Annotated in this window: 13 protein-coding genes and 2 pseudogenes; 11 read left to right on the plus strand and 4 right to left on the minus strand. The window is 54.5% G+C overall.

Annotation, left to right across the window (positions count from 1 at the left end):
* Positions 1-316 precede the first annotated feature (316 nt).
* The 8 genes and pseudogenes from AC4ANK_RS24030 to AC4ANK_RS24065 all read left to right on the plus strand — a co-directional run.
* Positions 317-475, plus strand: a complete 159-nt coding sequence (locus AC4ANK_RS24030) for a hypothetical protein (RefSeq protein WP_002552112.1) — start codon at positions 317-319, stop codon at positions 473-475.
* A complete protein-coding gene (locus AC4ANK_RS24035; RefSeq protein WP_057442812.1) occupies positions 472-753 on the plus strand; it encodes a hypothetical protein in 282 nt (93 codons plus the stop codon). The genes AC4ANK_RS24030 and AC4ANK_RS24035 overlap by 4 nt, the downstream gene beginning before the upstream one ends.
* The gene (locus AC4ANK_RS24040; protein ID WP_002552111.1) at positions 750-1028 is read left to right on the plus strand and encodes a DUF3077 domain-containing protein; all 279 of its coding nucleotides are present in this window, start codon (positions 750-752) and stop codon (positions 1026-1028) included. Before AC4ANK_RS24035 ends, AC4ANK_RS24040 begins: the two co-directional genes overlap by 4 nt.
* Positions 1025-3925 carry a DUF927 domain-containing protein gene (locus AC4ANK_RS24045; protein WP_002552110.1) on the plus strand — a complete coding sequence of 967 codons (2901 nt, stop codon included), beginning with the start codon at positions 1025-1027 and terminating at the stop codon, positions 3923-3925. Before AC4ANK_RS24040 ends, AC4ANK_RS24045 begins: the two co-directional genes overlap by 4 nt.
* Before the next feature lie 93 nt (positions 3926-4018).
* Positions 4019-4315 (plus strand): annotated as a pseudogene (locus AC4ANK_RS24050) (chromosome segregation protein SMC); the annotation flags it as partial.
* Between the two features lie 85 nt (positions 4316-4400).
* The gene (istA, locus tag AC4ANK_RS24055; RefSeq protein ID WP_460383174.1) at positions 4401-5423 is read left to right on the plus strand and encodes an IS21-like element ISPsy4 family transposase; all 1023 of its coding nucleotides are present in this window, start codon (positions 4401-4403) and stop codon (positions 5421-5423) included.
* Positions 5420-6229: an IS21-like element ISPsy4 family helper ATPase IstB gene (gene istB / locus AC4ANK_RS24060; RefSeq protein WP_460383172.1), complete on the plus strand. Its 810-nt coding sequence runs from the start codon at positions 5420-5422 to the stop codon at positions 6227-6229. Before istA ends, istB begins: the two co-directional genes overlap by 4 nt.
* A gap of 44 nt (positions 6230-6273) precedes the next feature.
* Positions 6274-6876, plus strand: a pseudogene (locus AC4ANK_RS24065) (chromosome segregation protein SMC); the annotation flags it as partial.
* Between the two features lie 322 nt (positions 6877-7198).
* Here the strand turns inward: AC4ANK_RS24065 and AC4ANK_RS24070 are convergent.
* From AC4ANK_RS24070 to AC4ANK_RS24080, 3 genes are all read right to left on the minus strand, one after another.
* Positions 7199-10426, minus strand: coding sequence for a hypothetical protein (locus AC4ANK_RS24070; protein ID WP_460414677.1), 3228 nt, complete (start codon positions 10424-10426; stop codon positions 7199-7201).
* A gap of 185 nt (positions 10427-10611) precedes the next feature.
* On the minus strand, positions 10612-11322 hold the full coding sequence (locus tag AC4ANK_RS24075; protein WP_057446720.1) for a hypothetical protein: 711 nt from the start codon (positions 11320-11322) through the stop codon (positions 10612-10614).
* A 345-nt stretch (positions 11323-11667) separates the two neighbouring features.
* Positions 11668-12705: a hypothetical protein gene (locus tag AC4ANK_RS24080; protein ID WP_460384313.1), complete on the minus strand. Its 1038-nt coding sequence runs from the start codon at positions 12703-12705 to the stop codon at positions 11668-11670.
* Between the two features lie 187 nt (positions 12706-12892).
* On the opposite strand from AC4ANK_RS24080, the gene AC4ANK_RS24085 reads away from it, so the two are divergent.
* The 3 genes from AC4ANK_RS24085 to AC4ANK_RS24095 all read left to right on the plus strand — a co-directional run bounded on the left by AC4ANK_RS24085 (position 12893) and on the right by AC4ANK_RS24095 (position 16289).
* A complete protein-coding gene (locus tag AC4ANK_RS24085; protein WP_460382697.1) occupies positions 12893-13642 on the plus strand; it encodes an IS5 family transposase in 750 nt (249 codons plus the stop codon).
* 990 nt (positions 13643-14632) lie between these two features.
* A complete protein-coding gene (locus AC4ANK_RS24090; protein ID WP_255884975.1) occupies positions 14633-14932 on the plus strand; it encodes a hypothetical protein in 300 nt (99 codons plus the stop codon).
* A gap of 592 nt (positions 14933-15524) precedes the next feature.
* A complete protein-coding gene (locus AC4ANK_RS24095) occupies positions 15525-16289 on the plus strand; it encodes a hypothetical protein (RefSeq protein WP_095077862.1) in 765 nt (254 codons plus the stop codon).
* Between the two features lie 324 nt (positions 16290-16613).
* Here the strand turns inward: AC4ANK_RS24095 and AC4ANK_RS24100 are convergent, their stop codons facing one another.
* The gene (locus tag AC4ANK_RS24100) at positions 16614-17399 is read right to left on the minus strand and encodes a response regulator (protein ID WP_460414696.1); all 786 of its coding nucleotides are present in this window, start codon (positions 17397-17399) and stop codon (positions 16614-16616) included.

Here is a 17399-nt window from a genome sequence, read left to right on the forward strand (position 1 = left end):
TGTATTTCGCATCGAGCGCGAGTGCAAGTCGCTCAAACAGTTGCACATCCCAAAACCGGACGTTATTCTCTGGCCGTCGCTGCAAAATCAGCGACCGGGTTTGACGGCCCGATGAACAATAGGCGCACAGGCGCCCCCATTACGATTGCAGGCGCTTTTTTTGTGCCCGCTTTCCTGTTTTATGGCGGCTGTGTGTGGGAGACCTTCGGGTCTGCCGGGTTCCTATTGTCCCGGTCCGTCAACCTACACACAGCTGCCACCCTAATTCGTTTGACGGCGAACCGTGGCAGCTCCTCAACAATAGGAGTTTTGCCAGATGCCCAGTCTCAATCCGTTCAAAAATCGCGCCGCTGCCCATCGCGCAATGGCTCTCGCCGCTTTACACGCCAATTCCAGCCTCGCTACACGCCTTGCCCGCTACAACGCTCACATGACCAAAGCACGCGCCCTGGAAACCGCAGGGGGTGCCCAATGAACAATGCCCTGAGTTTCTCCCTGCCCGAAGACCTGCTCTGTGTTAACCCAGCAGCCGACGCTGGTATTCCCATCGACGCCATCACCTGCGCCGTCGACCGGGCCAGCTCGGTGCTGTTGCTGCTAGAAGATCAGTTTGAAAACGACGGGCCGAGCTTGGCCAACCACGTCATCGCCGCCGCCCTCTGGGACGTGCGCGGCACGCTGGGTTTGATACGCACTCTGGCGCTTCATGCGGACGATCTGGGCCGCAAGCCTGCGCAAGGCGGTGCCTTGTGAGCGCTTTCCAAGGCAACACCGCAGGCCACACCACCTTTGCCAAATGCAACTCACAAAATCAGGCACTGTTCAGCGTCAATGCGGGTATTTCGTGCGAAGAGGCACTGGAACATGCCTCCCTGCTGACTGACTGCATCAACAAACTCACGCTCCAAGCCGGGATGAACGACGACAGCAGCGCTGCATGGGCTGCCCATTACCTGGGCGATATGGTCAAGGCCATCATTGATGACGTGACCACCAGCCTGCAGTTCCCGACGGAGGATCGCCCATGAGCGCCTCCGGCACGAAAAAGCGCCCTTCGTTCGCACAGGTAAAGACTGCCGCACTGCGCAACATCGATAAGGTCCTTGCTCACTGGCTGCCCAACGGGAAGCGAGTAGACGGCGGCAAGGAGTACACCGCAGCAAACCCCACTCGCGCAGACAAGCGTGCGGGCTCTCTGAAAATCAGTATTAGCAAAGGCACCTGGTCTGACTTCGCAACAGGCGACAAGGGCGGCGATTTGATCGACCTGGTGCGTTACATCGACGGCGGCACTGACGTCGAGGCCTGTAACAAACTGGCGGATTTGCTTGGCGTAACCGCTGACTCCGCGCCGACCAAGCCCGAACCGGCCAAAAGCAAAGCCCCCGACTGGATCGCCATTCAGCCGATCCCGACTGAGGCGATGAACAAGTGCCCGGTTAAACATCGGCAGCACGGCACTCCGTCCAAGGTCTGGATTTACCGCGATGATCAGGGCCAGCCGCTCATGGCGTTGTACCGGTTTGACCTGGCCCCCGATGAAGACGATAAACCGAAGAAAGTGTTTGCGCCGCTGACCTGGTGCAAACGCAGCGACGGCGAAACGACCCAATGGCGCTGGCAAGGGCTGCCCGAACCTCGACCGCTTTTGCGTCGGGATGAACTGGCGCTGCGCGCCGATGCGCCGGTGGTCTTGTGCGAGGGCGAAAAAGCCGCAGATGCAGCTGCTGATTTGATGCCGAACTACGTGGCCACCTGCTGGCCGAACGGTTCCAACTCTTGGCACAAAGCCGACCTGACACCCCTCAAGGGTCGCGACGTGCTGTTGTGGCCGGACAACGACGCCAGCGGCACAGCCTGCATGGACGCTGTCGCCACCAAGCTGCGCGAAATAGGCGCAGGCTCAGTCCGGGTCATGGCGCTGGAGGTATTCAAGCGCAAACCTACGATGAAAAACGAACGCGCCGCTTTCGCCAAAGGTGGCCAATGGGACGACGGCGATGATGCCGCCGATGCCGCTGGCAAAGACTGGACAGCCGCCCATTTCGCCGAGTTGGAGCGCAGTGGCGAGCTGTTTGGAGCGGAAGAGAAAACACCAGCAGCAGAGGAGCCCGAACACACTCCGAAAGCGAAGGCAAAGCCAGCGGCCAAGCGCCCTGCGAAATCAAAAAACGACCTTATGCCCGGTGGCTTTCGCCTGACACCCGAAGGTGTGTTTTACGCAGGCGACGACGGCGAAGCGCGCCCGGTGTGTTCGCCTCTGGAAATCCTCGCCCGGACCCGAGACGACAAAGGCCACAACTGGGGCTTGCTCGTGGAGTTCGACGATCCCGACGGAGCCAAGAAACGCTGGAACATTCCGGCGCGCACCATGACCGGCGATTTTGGCAAGGACGTACTCGGCCCGTTGGTGGACATGGGCCTGCGCCTGGCTGGCAGTCGATCAGGCCGCAATGCACGTAACGACCTGCAGAGTTACCTCGGCGGTTTCGACAGCGCGCAACGGGCTCGACTGGTCACTCGCTTGGGCTGGCACGACAGCGCCTTTCTCCTGCCGGAACAACAGGTCGGCGTACACAGCGAACACCTGCACTTCTACGAGGCCGGTTCTCAGCTTCCGCCGATCAGCGAGGCGGGCACGCTTGAGCAATGGCAAGAGCAGATCGGCGCATTGTGCATCGGAAACCATCGTCTGGCATTTGTGGTCGGCGTGGCCCTCGCTGGCCCGCTGCTGCACATGCTGGGTCATGAGTCGGGCGGCTTTCACTTGTACGGTGACAGCTCGGGCGGCAAGACCACACACCTGCAGGTCGCTGCATCGATCTACGGCGGACCGCGCCTGGTACGTTCCTGGCGCTCGACCGACAACGCACTCGAATCCATCGCCGCTGCGCACTCGGACGGGCTTCTGGTACTGGATGAGATCGGCATGTGCGATCCGCGCATCATCGGCGAGACGGTTTACATGCTCGGCAATGGCACTGGCAAGGCACGGGCTAATGATCGAGGCCAGGCCGGTCGGCAGGTACAGGAGTGGCGTTTGCTGTTCCTCTCCACTGGCGAGAAGACGCTGGCCCAGCACATGGCCGAAGCGAACAAGGAGCTGAAAGCGGGCATGGAAGTACGCATGCTCGCCGTTCCCGCCGATGCCAGCAAAGGCTTGGGCATGTTCGATACCCTGAACGGTTTCGATGATGCAGCAGCGCTGTCCGACGCACTCAAAGCACGAGTCGCGAAATACTACGGCACACCGCTCACCGCCTTTCTCACAGCGCTGTGTGAGCCCGACAAACGCCACGCTTGGTCCGCCATCCTGCGCCGCACGCTGGAAGGCTTTATCGCCCAATCGTTACCCGCGTCGGCCAGCGGACAAGCTCACCGTGCCGCCGCTCGCTTTGGCCTCGCCGCCGCAGCGGGTGAGCTGGCCACCGCGATGGGGATAACTGGCTGGCCCGACGGCACAGCCACCACCGCTGCTCGGGTGTGCCTCAATGCATGGATGAACGAGCGTGGCGGCGTCGGTAACTTCGAAGGTGACGCAATCGTGTCGCGACTGCGCCAGGTCATCGAGCGGTTCGGCGAGAGCCGATTTACCCGCTGGGAATCGGCAGCGGCAAAGATCGATGAACACGGTCCGCGCACCATCGACCGGCTGGGCTTTCGCAAGACGATGGAACACGGTCTGGGCGACGCCCTGCACACCACCAACACGTATTACGTGCTGCCCGAGTCCTGGCGCTCGGAGATCTTCCGGGGCATGAACATCAATGCGGTGAACAAGGAGCTGCTGCAGCGCGGTGTCATTGAGCCGGGGAACGACGGCAAGGCATCGAGTCTGGTGCGCTTGCCCGGGCTGGGCACGCAACGTTGCTACATCGTGAAGACGATTCCGGGATTGGCTGAAAGCGAGGCTCGGGCTGCCTGAGTGCATCCCCGCTGATCGAGGTAGCGCCGGCTGATTCCCGGCCTCGCCAGCCACACAACCAACTCCCTATCGAATTGAACAGAGACCAGACACATGAACGAGATCCAAGAACTGAAAGACCGCCGCGATCAACTGCTGAAAGAGGCTGATCAGTTGCATACCCAGATGCTGCCTTTTGAAGCAGCGCTGGAAAATGAGCAGTCCATTGAGCCTGCCCAGGAGCGCGAACTGCGCGACAAGTACAACGAGCTGAAAACGCGTTTCGATGCGCGCAAGCACAATGCGGACCTGTTGGATCGGAAGATCAATCGCCGCGAGACCCTTATCAACAGCCATTCCTTGATGGCGGGTTACATCGAGGCCATGAACACCTGGAAAGCCGATGAGCAGGTGTCACCGCCACTGTAAAAATGACCCCCTAACGCCAACCTAGAATTGACCCCCTGGGTAAAACTGGCGGCTTTGAGCTGCCAATATGTTGACCCAGGAGCAGTCTGTGGAAATTAAAGTATTGGCCCGTCAGGGCCATGGCATCAAATTCATCGCCCGTGAGCTGGGTATTTCGCGTAACACCGTGCGCAAGTACCTGCGAAAGGCCCGGTCGCTACCCAGTGACAAGGTGAGACCCGCACGTCCGTGCAAAATCGACCCCTTCAAGGACTACCTGCATGAGCGTATTGAGGCAGCGCGCCCGCACTGGATTCCGGCGACCGTCCTGCTGCGTGAGATCACGGCATTGGGGTACAGCGGCGGCGTCAGTCGTCTGAAGGCTTATATTCGCCCCTTCAAACGTAAGGCAGAAGAGCCGGTGGTACGTTTCGAAACTCTGCCCGGCAAGCAGATGCAGGTGGACTTCACCACCATTCGACGAGGCCGTCAGCCGCTTAAGGCGTTCGTGGCGACACTTGGTTTTAGTCGAGCAAGCTTTGTCCGTTTCTCCGAGCGAGAGGACAGCGAAGCCTGGCTGACAGGGCTTCGGGAGGCGTTCGCTTACTTTGGCGGCGTGCCCGAGCAGGCATTGTTTGATAACGCCGGAACCATCATCACCGAGCGAGACGCTTTTGGGGAGGGCCTGCACCGTTGGCATCCCCGATTGGCTGCGCTGGCCGATGAGTTTGGTTTTATTCCCAAGGTCTGCCGCCCTTACCGTGCCCAGACCAAGGGCAAGGTTGAGCGCTTCAACGGGTATCTGAAGGGCAGTTTCATTACCCCGTTGGCCGCTACGCTCAAGAGTGCGGGTCTGACGCTGGATGTGGTGACGGCCAACGCACATATCGGCCAATGGCTCGACGAAGTCGCTCATCAGCGGATTCACGGCACGACGGGTGTTCAACCAGCGGTACGTCTGGCCGAAGAGCAGCAGGTACTATTACCACTGCCAACACAGAGCCTGCGCCCACAACCCGCCCAAGGCCTACGCCTGGGGCGGGTCCTGCCGTACGAGAGCTTGCAGCATCCGCTGTCGGTTTATGAGCAACTGCTGGAGGTGAGAGCATGAACCTTCAACATGCTCGCCTGACAGAACTATGCAAGGGGCTAAAGCTTGAGCGCGTCGGGGTGGACTGGCCGCACCTTGCCCAACAAGCAGCAAGCGGCGAAGACAGCTTTGCCGACTTCCTCGAAAAGCTGCTGGCTGCCGAGACCGATGCCCGAAGTGAACGCTCTCGACAGGCCCTGCTGAAAACTGCCGCGCTGCCCGCCGTGAAAACGCTGGAGCAATACGACTTCGCGTTTGCCACCGGCGTCCCCCGGGCACAGCTCCAGGAGCTGGCAGCATTGAGTTTTGTTGGGCGTACCGAGAACATCGTGTTCCTGGGGCCTAGTGGTGTAGGCAAGAGCCACCTGGCCATCGCCCTGGCCTACCGGGCAGTGATGGCCGGTATCAAAACCCGCTTCGTCACTGCGGCTGACTTGATGCTGCAACTGACCGCTGCGCACCGCCAGGAACGGCTCAAGGAATACTTCAGTCGTGTGGTGATGGCCCCCGGGTTGTTGGTCATCGATGAAATCGGTTACCTGCCGTTTGGTCGTGATGAAGCCAACCTGTTCTTCAATGTTGTCGCCAAGCGCTACGAGCAAGGCAGCCTGATCCTCACGAGTAACTTGCCGTTTACCCAGTGGGCCGGAACCTTTGCGGATGATCAAACACTGACAGCGGCCATGCTGGACAGGCTGTTACATCATGCCCATATCGTGCAGATGACAGGTGAAAGCTATCGACTCAAGGACAAGCGCAAAGCAGGAATCAAATCGTCTCGGGCCGAACCGGCTCGAAAATATGAACCCGAGGGGGGTCAAAACTAAGTTGGCGATTTAGCACGGAAGGGGGTCACTTTTTAGTTGGCGTTGACAAGCAGGAGCTGAATGAAAAACGTCAGAGCCTCAGCACCCGTCTTGAACAGATCAAACAACAGGCCGTAGAGGACATGGCCAAAGCCCGGCAGGCCGAAACGAACGCCGCGACTGCGTATGCACAGGCCGTCGCATGGGGCGACACCGAAGGCGAAAAGACCGCCAACGCCGATGCGCAAAAAGCCGCAAAAAACCTGGCAACCGCTGCCGAACATGATCGTCGACAAGGCCTGATTCTATCCGCGCTGGAGCAGGAGCTGCTCACCGTGGATCGATACATCGCCGAAGCACAGGAAAAGCACAGAGGCATAGAGCGCGACGCCCTGTGGCTTTCTCAAACAGTGCTGGAAGAGAAATGGAACGAAGCCGCTAAGGCACTCTTCGATGTGGGCGGAAGGCTGTGGGCAAATTACAACCTGCTCGGCCTTGATCAAGTGAGCCTGTTGAAACTGGCGGTTCCGCAGGAAGGCGAAACTGTCGGGAACTGGACGTGGCATGAACTATCCGGCCGAGCGCGCAACTACGGCGCGCAGGATCTGCTTCAGCTCAACAATATCTCGACACATCAACAGGTTGCACTCGTGAGCCAACTGGAGTAACGAACAGATGAAAGCAGTGAACAACACGGCGCTGATGTCGTCGAGGTATGGCTGAAGAAATAAAGCCGCTTCACCTGAAAAAGGGCCCAGACGGGCCCTTTTTGATGTCGACGCTTTACTGGAAATACAAAATATTCCTTGCCCATCGCATCAAGATAATGCTCCACAGGATGTGCGGCTCTCTACCTATCTAGTCACAGTTTGCTCTCGGCCATTAGCGGATGCTCGGATCAGTCTGGCTTCATCTGAATACGTCGTTCGTCACAAAGGCACAAGGCTCCCCGGCGCCGTTGATGGGATGCATGGGGCAGATCACAACCCCTCATCTGCCTTCAAATGATCGAATCTTCGCCAGCGCACGGCTGATTGGAGGGTTTTCCATGCTTATCGGAATAAAGACATCGTCGTCAGGCTGAATAGCCGAAATCTCCTGGTCGTTTTCGTCGATCTCCCAGGCATGCATGACAACAACCCCAGAAGTTATCAAATGGCTAACGAGCTTACCCTTGGCATTCACCGTAGCAACATGACACTTCTTATGCACTTCGTAATCCTTCAAAAATCTTTCAATATTTCCAGAAGAACTCGGCGTGATGGTATGTAGCCTAGACAGTGCAGTTTGGATTTTTGAAGCCCCATCACAAAATCGTTCAAGATTACTTGTAACAGCCACGCGATAATGCGCAGGGTTCTGACTGTCAATACCCCGTATCAATGCGATGCGCAAGGTATTGTTGGAATCTTTGTCTCCGATAGTTTTTGCGATATTCTCAAATATCTTATGTCCGATAGCGGCATTTTCGAAGCCGAATATCAGCACTGGAACTTCGCCTTCGCATGTCTGAAAGCCTAAACCCCTCCAGCCGGCTTGACTCCACAGGCTTTCTTGGATTATAGAAACAACTTTAAGCTCTCTATGCTTCATTGTTGAAAACTGAAACGGATGTTTTGGACGCTCCTCAGGCTCATCAGATTTAGAGGGCCAGTCCATAGGTTCTATATTGTGGTGCTCATGCCAAGTTACGCGCCGAGTTGGCTTGTAAAATTCTAAGGCGTCATCCTGATGAGACTCGATGCCAAGTACAGCATTACGCCCCATAAAATAGCTGTCCAATCCAATATTACAATTGAAGATAACTGATCGCTCCAAGGCCTTGTCTTTCCGCAGCATCTCTTCGATTTTCGACCAGCTTATTTGAGGGCAAATAATGGACACAAAGTGAAGGCAAAACTCACTGTAAAATTGCCTGATCGTATCTCGTTGTTCATCGGTCAAACTGGCAATGCTGAACGGTGAACAGAGGATCTCAGCAGAGGTCACCTGCGCAGCGGTGTCGAAGCTGTGCTGCAGTATGAAGCCATCCTCATCTTCCAATAAGATATCAATGTTCACGGCGGGTACTGTAGCCGTTGCATGATCTGCCATCATCGGTGCGCAGAAGCTCTCCAGCACAGCAAGCAATTGCTGCGCTAACTCAATGCATGGAGACTTTACCGGGAAGGACACAGACACCTTACAACCCAGGATACAGGAGCTTATGGTTGTCCAGCGATCCAGATAAAGGTCGAGCGGGGCCACCGGAGCGCCCATATCGATACTGCGCCACATGTTCATGAGGTGAAAATCAATTGGCTCACCCTCAGGCCCCGCTTTATCTTCATGGCCTAAGCATACCAATAGCGCATCTGCGCTGAGCCCTAGATCCAACTGATTCAGCTTGTCCGGCAGCCAGGCTATTTTTTCAACGTCTGAAAAATTAGCATTGAGAAATAGCTGACCAATCAGAACCTCATAATTCATTTTCTGATTTTCTGTCCACAGCTTTTCATCCACCGCTTGAGAGACAAGTTGAGATAAGTGGTACCAAGTCAAAGACTGACTCACACGACCTAGTTGACCTTCGATCCACATGAGTCGTTGGTAAATAGCAGCTTGCTTAGAACTGCTTCGCTGTTCCTTCAGTGCGTCAGAGGTGACCACATACGCTGCCATCAGCGCTGCTCCTCGCGCAGCCCACAGCAGGCCCTGCTTATCGTACGCATGGGACAACATATAAAGGGCGGCGAAGACTTCCGCCTTGCTTTCACTGCTATACAGCCCATACAGAGACAATCCTAAGCACTTGATCGCCCTGTAATAATCGTGCTTATCGCTGCTCAGCGCTCCTCGTCTCAGGTACTTATCTGCCTTTATCCGGCTATTTTCCCGTTCACCCGCATCATCAAAGAGCTTATCCATGAGATCTTCGTAGGCCTTGAGATCTCCAAAGGCCACGTCGAGCTCTTCGAGCAAGTTGACGAGACGAGCCATAGGGTAGCCAATCAGCTTATGAGCACTATCAGCGATTTCGCCCAAAGACCGGAAGGTGTTACTGGCTTGCTCCTCATTTTCGGCAACCAGCAGATCCAGAAGCGCCAGAGAGGTCTTGGCTTGTAATGCGCCGCTTATCATGTCCGTGTTGTCGGCTATCGAGTTCAGCTTTTCTCGAATGGTGGCCTCAATGGAGTCCGTATCAAGGGTACACTTACCGTCTCGATGAGTGGTGACCACCAGATTGAACAACGTTACGACTTTTTCCCACACCTCAACGTTGTCGGTCTCTCGGGCCACGCAGAGCGTTTTCTCAAAGGTTTCCTCAAAGAGATCGGCATTTTCCAGCCACCAGTACGCGGCCCAGGTTAGCTGGTAAAGGGCGTCGAAATGCTGTCTCTGGGTACCAAACTTTTTCGCTGTCCGCACAGCAATATTGAACTGGTGCTCCACAGCAACGGCATCATGTTCCAGCTCTTTGTAAATGATGGCCCGCTTGGTGTAGAGGTCGACCTGGGAGAGCGTCAGATGGGCCGGATCTTCAATCTGTTCGATCTGGCGTTCGATCTCTGTGAGCTGAATTTGCTTGTCAGCGTCGAACGGGCCGATCTGAATCTTGCTCTCAATATTGCCAGTGAGACCTAAGTGATCGACGGCAAGGTGCTGATTCTTGGGCTGCAGCGTCTTATCAAGCAGCCAGGTTCGATCAAGGATTGTGACTTTGACGTCATACTTTTTGGAAAGCTCGTCTTGAAGCTCCGCTCTGGAGCTGTTCTTGATGAAACGGCTGGTGACACAGAAGATCTGGACGTAGCCACGCCCTGTCGACATGACGCTCTCGACGTCCTTCCTGCATTTTGCCCTCCAATCTTTCTGGGTGCTGACACCGAACGCCCATCGCTCGGACTCCGGAGTCTCGTTTAGCCCCCAGAAAAAGGCTATCTGACTGGAGACAGGGTACGTCTCGGTATCGGTTTTTCCGTCTCCACCCGCAGTCGGGCCGGTCTGAGCAACCAAGTTCGGACAGACTTCCCGCTCGCAAAGTTTCCGTACGAAGATTTCGAACTCAAGCTCTTGGCTTCGATTATTTAGAGTCTCAAAGTGGTACTCCAGCATGGAGCGGTCGATGGTCGATTCTTGTAGCTTCACGGAATCTGAGAACTGCTCCGGACGTCTTGCTCGCAGGAAGTCTTGCGGCTTAGGGCCAGCGATTTTGGTAGCCGATTGTTCCTTTTCCATCATCCACTCCTGAAATGATCAATGGCATCGCCCGGCTACGACCAACGCTTGGCCCTGGGTCAATAAGGGCTCGGCGTCATCGTTTTGGTCTGCGGTTCACGACGCTGCGGAACGCCCGCGCAGACGTGGTGGGCGGACGATCGCTTATACCAGCCACCGGCACCGGAGCCGATGGCTTGCCAAATTTATGGGGCCGGCCTCTCGGGCTGCCAAAAATTACAGCTGAGGTTATTCAGGCCTCCGCCATAGGAACTAGGCCTCACCGCGAACACCTCAGGCACATCATCACCGTCGCCACCATCGCGGAAGAACTCCTTCATGGAGAAGAGCGCCTGATCCTTCAAGCTTTCCCACTCTCCGAACAGACGATCTTCGAGATCCCTCGCAACCTGGGCGGCGCTGGGTTTACGCTTGGGCATCTGGTTGTAGCTGGGCTGGGGGGAGAATTCGTAGACGAAAGTCAGTTGCCCGTGCTTCCAGTCAGCAGACGGCGACGCTCGCCAACGGAACGGCACTCGCACTGATAGCCGTTTGCTGAGATGGAAAGGCGGCCTGATTTGATCGTCAATGAAGAACAATTCCCCCTCTTGGAGTTCAGTTTCGAGCCGCCCTTTCATGTGCTGCACGGCGTGAATGAGGTCACTGCCGGCATGCAGCGCATCCTGCCGAGTGCGTTCGCGCTTAACATGGGCCTTGGCCTTGATGTACTCAGCGATTGCTTGTTGGAACCTATGGAGCTTGGTAGCGACGTAGGGCCCACAGTCACTGAGACCAAGGCCATGAATAGGCCCTACGCGTTCTTCATCTAAACACTCGCGTACTGCTGCCCGAAGCACCGTCTCGTCGACGGCGCTGATTGCGGCTTGCTGATCACTGGGCAAGTTAATGTACGACATAACCACGACTATCCTTGTGTGATGGTAGCTTGGCTACAGCCTCGTCTCAGCCCCTGGCCACCGGCAAGTCTTCGCCCGCGCCTATGAGAGATTTATTGTCCCATGACGATCTCAGGAAGCTCTTGATGTCAATCGGGCGATACTGTCACAAATGCTCAGATAGGCACAATGCCTGCAGTACCGGTCTCTGGAGGAGACCGATCACATGCTGCAAAACGTTGAGCTTGGATCACCCTGCTTTTGTAAACGCCTTCAAGCTTCAAGTAAGGGCTGCTAACCCTGTTTAATTGTCCGCTTTTGGCCGATCGCTGCATTTCATGAAGGGCTGCAATCGGCCAGAAGCAGTCATTGCTGTTCGTCCGAGTCATCAATCTCGCCGAACAAGAATTTCCCTGTGTACCAGATCGACTGCCCAACGTTGTGGATGAGTTGCTCTCCTTGCCGCAATGGCGAGTTTTCTTCATCGACGCCAGCGAGCTTGATCGCGTCTATAACCTTTGAGCCAGTAGGGTGTGCATCTCCCACTCGCATATCATAAGCACCGGCAATCTCAGCAAATACTTGCCTAGCTTTGTTGTCTCCAATTTTCTCAGCCAAAATACTTTGGAGTAACTTGTTTGAGCCGAGTTTGGCTTTCTCTTGGTGTGTAGAAAGTTTGCGTAGCTCGGTTATGTTGAGCCTGTCCGAGAATACGCGAATGATGTCCTTCGCTAACCTGAGTAGGGACGCTCTGTCTTTGCTTGCAAACCTGGATATTTGCTGCCCCGCTTCGGCGTCATCAATATCATGGGTGAAAAGAGATATTCCATATTTATGTCTGAAGCCGTCGGTTAAAAGCCTCATACTTCCGAAAAACATTTCTTCAACTGCATATGTTGATGCCGGTTTAGCCCTCATCTGTGCGTCTAGCAGTTCACTCGAAACCTTTCCTTCAGGAGCAATATTATGCCCCGCCCAAACATGTTGCTCCCATGGGGCGAGTCGTGCGATGTCATAAGCATATACGGTGATAAGGTCCGAATTGTTTAGCCCGAAATGAGTTTTATATCCTGACGTCGAATTAATAGCTCCAGTTTCAGCCGTGTACCACTCTAACTTGAATCCCCGGCTACTCAGAAGCTCATTTACAGCGCTGGCTCGAAACCATAGCCAGCGGCCTATGTCCTCGTTATCAAGCTCTGCTGATCTCATTCGCGCTCCATCGGTTTCCACGATGAATTGCGGGAGGTTCGGATCTGCATCTCCACGAACGCGTAGGCTTTTTGATTGGTGGTCTATCCATTCCTCACGCCAAAACTCCCCCTCTACCCGCACACCTGTATAGCCTCCACGATGCCCTTTTGAACTTTCATGGTCAGTGTTCGAGTCATTCTCAGGGCCCATAACTGGGGCGTCCTCATCCTCATCTACATCCGTTCGCCAGGCTCGAAACATCGCCCAGCTTCCCCCGAATACGTCATCAAGCTTGCGAACGACTAGGGTCTGTTCCCGTTTCGACGTAACCCATTGATCTCTATGAGAACAGGCCCGTATTGTTGGAGTTCTCACACAACACCAATACGAGCCTGCAATGCCCCGATTAATGCTCAGTGATGAGCACTGGCCGAAGCTTCGAGAAATTTTGCTGCACGAATCGATCTACAACAAGCGAGATTTGCGCACCACGGTTGAAGGCATGCTGTACCGCATGCGTGTGGGTTGCCCTTGGCGAGACCTGCCGAAAGCGTTTGGAAACTGGAGCAAGGTCTACAAGCGGTTCAATGCCTGGTCTGCTTCAGGCAAGTGGGTCAAGGTGCTTGAGGTGCTGATGACCGATCCTGACATGGAGTGGGTTTTCATTGATGGCAGCTATGTAAAGGCTCATCAGCACAGTGCAGGTGCTGCCAGCACGCAGGACCAGGCCATCGGAAAAAGCCGAGCCGGTAACACCAGCAAGATTCACCTGGCTGTAGACGCTTGTGGGCTGCCCATTGCATTTGACGTGACCGGAGGCCAGACCAATGATTGTTCGCAGGCGGCCTCGTTGATTGCCAAGATGCCCAATGCAGAAGTGATCATTGCGGACAAGGGCTACGACACTGAAGCGATACGCGCTCAGGTCGAGCAGCAAGGCAGCAAAGTGGTGATTCCACGAAAGCGCAATTCTCTGAAAGGGAACGCAGATCTGGACAAAGGGTTATATCGCAATCGACATCTCGTAGAAAACGCCTTTGCCCGGTTGAAGCATTTCCGGGCGGCGGCTTCTCGGTTCGACAAACTCAAGAGAAACTATGAAAGCGTCATAGCAATGGCCTGCGCTTTTCTGTGGCTGCCAATGTGAAACGGGAACAGACCCTAGGGAAAATTTTCCGTTATCTCTTTCCTCATTGTGAGGCTGCAAATTTGAATATGCGCTGTCCTCGAAGATGGTGACGTTTTCGACCCTCTGTCTGTAGTATGCAAGGCGGAGCGACAGATTTCTGGCCGCTAGATAGTCAAGCAAAAATTCTCTTTTTATTTCTATCTGACGATGTTCGCCATCTTCACTCACTGTCTCGCGGGCTACCACAACGAAATTTTCTTCAGGTCTGACCCAGTTGTTGTCCTCTTTAACCAAGTGCAGCGCGACTACCAGATCAGGGCTTAGTATCCATTTTCTGCCACCGACAACAGGTTGCGGGTGTTCGTAAACTAGATTGACACCTATTGGCTCTTTATCGTTGTATTGATATTGGTCAATGGACGCATAATATCCATCTTCGTAAGCATAAGGCGCCACCGTGTGCCCAATGCCTATGCCGCTCCATCCAAGACGCTCCTCAACCAGCTGGCGATGCTCTGGTGGGAATGCTACGGAGCCACAGCCGAAATATTCACTGACATGGCCTACCTCTTTTACATCCCCTTTCTTGCTCTCAACTGAAGCTCTCAAAGGAACCCACGCCGCGTTAGAAAATACCCTGCGGGTTTCCTTGGTCTGGAGAATCCACTCTTCACTCATGATCGAACTTCCGTTATTCATGTCAGCATATTGGGATTAAGAAGTGGCCTTCTCAGGGCACTCGACAGGATGGTTTACACGAGCTGGCAGATCAACAGGGCCATCTCTGGAAATCGCAAATATCATAATGAATAGCCCCTAATTTACTAGTCACTCGATGACTGCTTCTGGCCGATTGCTGCCTTTCGTGATGGGCAGCTTCGGGTCGATTGCAGCCGGTCACGACATGCCGCTATCGACCCATTGAGGCCTTTCGTTTTTGTCCGGATAAGAGTTTATATAACCTTATGAACCTCTCAGCAATCTTGCTCTCAGGATTTGGGATCACTTATGCGTACTGACCAGACAAAGCTACTCGCGCTTACATTGCTTGAAATCAAGACGTTGCTTGCCGATTACCTAGGCAGAGATGTGGATGCTCCTATGAGCGTCCGTGTCGCGGCGCATATGGCCTATGCGCTCCACAATGAAGCGGAGGCTGTGTACAACAACGCAGATTTTGAGATCGCCGATGCAAGCTTGAAAATTTATGCCATCGATCAGATTTTGGGCGTCACTGACGGTGCCTCATTGTTAGACAGGTTTAACGTTGAGACCAAAAACATTTTGAATAGCGGTCAACCCAGATGACCGCTTCTGGCCGCTAGAGGCCATCGTACGCGGTTGCCCGTACGGCAAAGAGGCAGCGACAGTGTTACACAGTTCCGTATTGTTACATCACGTACACAGAAGCTCTCGGCGAAGTGTTACAACTATTTTATCCTTATTTTTCAAGCAGTTAATTATTTCTGCCACACCTGAAACACCAGTTACACCGCATTTGAAGGTTCTGTCCCCGCCCCCCTGTGAAGTGAGCCCCATCAGCGAATGGAATCCGGTATAAACCGGGGGACCCTGAGGACTTCCGCTGCATACGGGGCAGGGAACCCGCGCATCTTGAGTAGCCAACGTTTTCACAGCTTAGTGAACTGGTGAACCCGGTGAACTCACCCAATCGGGTGGTGAACCCAGATGTTCATTCCTTCAGCTACTGATGTGCTGCTGTCAACCCGTCAACTGTCAACCAACGTCAACCGATCAGCAGCTACCAAACCCACGCGGGTTTCCTGCCCCGTGCTTTCGTGAAAACGACAGGGTTTCCAGCGCTCTTTGCAAAGGCTCTGGCCTGGGTATGGCATATGAGGGTATGTTCGTTGCCTTTCGATGCTCGTAGGGAAGCGAAATGTTCTGGAACAGAGATAAAACGATCAACGTGAAACTGATGGCACCCGTGGCCCTTGAAGTCTCACAGTCACCCAACCAACCACCCCCAGCTCCAAGCACGGCAACATCTCAGGACTCCAAAACCAATACGGATCTGGCGTTAAAGCTGGTGACTCTAGGTGCAGTCGCCTCGCAGACGGCCCTAGTGATTTACGGGTACTCACACATGGTGGGGTACTACGAACAATTCGGGATAAATACCAATGAGCTTGCGCTAAGCACGCCCACCCTGTTGCTGCAGGGGTACATAAACATACTGACAGGTGCTCTCAGGGCCTCGAATTCTTTTCCGATCATTGGCCCTGGCCTGATGGCATTGGCGTTCGTTCTCTTAGCTGCAGTTTTCGTTACGGTAATCACCAAGCGGCTAAAAGCGGAAGTGATTATCGGCTTGTCTACGTGGATCGGGATCTCGATGTTTGTAGCATTCTTCGCTCCAGCTATTGGCGTAAATAAGGGCATAGACGAAGGTCAAAAGGATTTCACCAAATTCACAAATCTGAAAACACCACATGGATTGGAGAGCCTTCAAACAATCGTCACTGACAAACAGGTGAGGCTGACCGGCCATCTCATTCTGGCCGATAGCAAGAGCACCTTCCTGCTAGTCGATCAGACCGTGTTTAAAATCGACGACAAGTCCGGTCGGGTCGTTCGCCAGGCTGATCTGAAGGCTAGGGAGAAGGCTCTTGAGGAGCCCACCAAGGAAAGCCCAAAAAGCTGACAACAAACAGCCCCTTGTATGCCCACCTGTATGCCCAGATTTATGACCCAGTATAAAAGCCAACAAATACAGAGGCTTAATCATCCAGTTCAAATGACTGTGTAGTACCGAATGACAGATTTCAGCTGAAGCCTGTCATTCAACAAGAAGCCCGCCTCGTGCGGGCTTTCTTGTTTTTGGCTTCCATCCGTAGCTACCCCCGACCATCGCTACCGCGTATGCCCTCTTCAACGCTTCAATAAAAATTGACCCGAGAAGTAGTAGGTAACAGGTTAACGACACGAGGCATGTTCACCGACTGGCTACAAACGTATGCCGGAACGCCTACTCCAGAACCGCACTCACATCGCCTTCCAGCATGCTTGCCACCCTGATAGCAAGCGACTCCAGCGTGAAGGGTTTAGTCAGAAGCTGCATATAGGGGCCGAGAAAATCAGCCCTGGTCAACGCACCTTCCGCATACCCCGTGAGAAATAAAACCGGCAGACGCGGACTGAGTTGTTGGAGAATTTCGGCCAGTTGACGACCATTCATTCCTGGCAATCCGACATCCGTGAGCAGAAAGTCGACCTTTTCCAGGTTGTTAAAAACCCTCAAGGCCTCTTCACCGTCACGTGCGACGTGAACCCGGTATCCAAGCTCCTCGAGAACCTCCTGGTTGATCAAGCGCACAGAGTCGTCATCTTCGACCAGAAGAATAACCTGACCCTGACCCGTGCTGAATTCCGAGGAAGTAAACGGTGGGTCCGATTCAACCTGCTTATATTTGGGCAAGCAGATTGAAACAGTCGTTCCGACTCCGGTTGTGCTTTCGATTGAAAGACGTCCATTGCTTTGATTGGCAAACCCGTAAACCATCGACAGTCCCAAGCCTGTGCCTTGACCAATAGGTTTGGTCGTGAAGAAGGGCTCGGTTACCTTGTCCAGCATATCCTTGGGGATGCCATGCCCTGTGTCGCGCACCTGCACACATACATGCCGCAAAGGCTCGTCCTGGACTTCCTGTTCCACGCATGTAGCGATGGTTAACCCACCGCCATGCGGCATGGCATCTCGCGCGTTGATCTGAACCGCCCCGGGTTTCTCGGAGACTCCAACCTTTGAGAGGAT

The organism is Pseudomonas sp. Pmew2 (assembly GCF_058129885.1).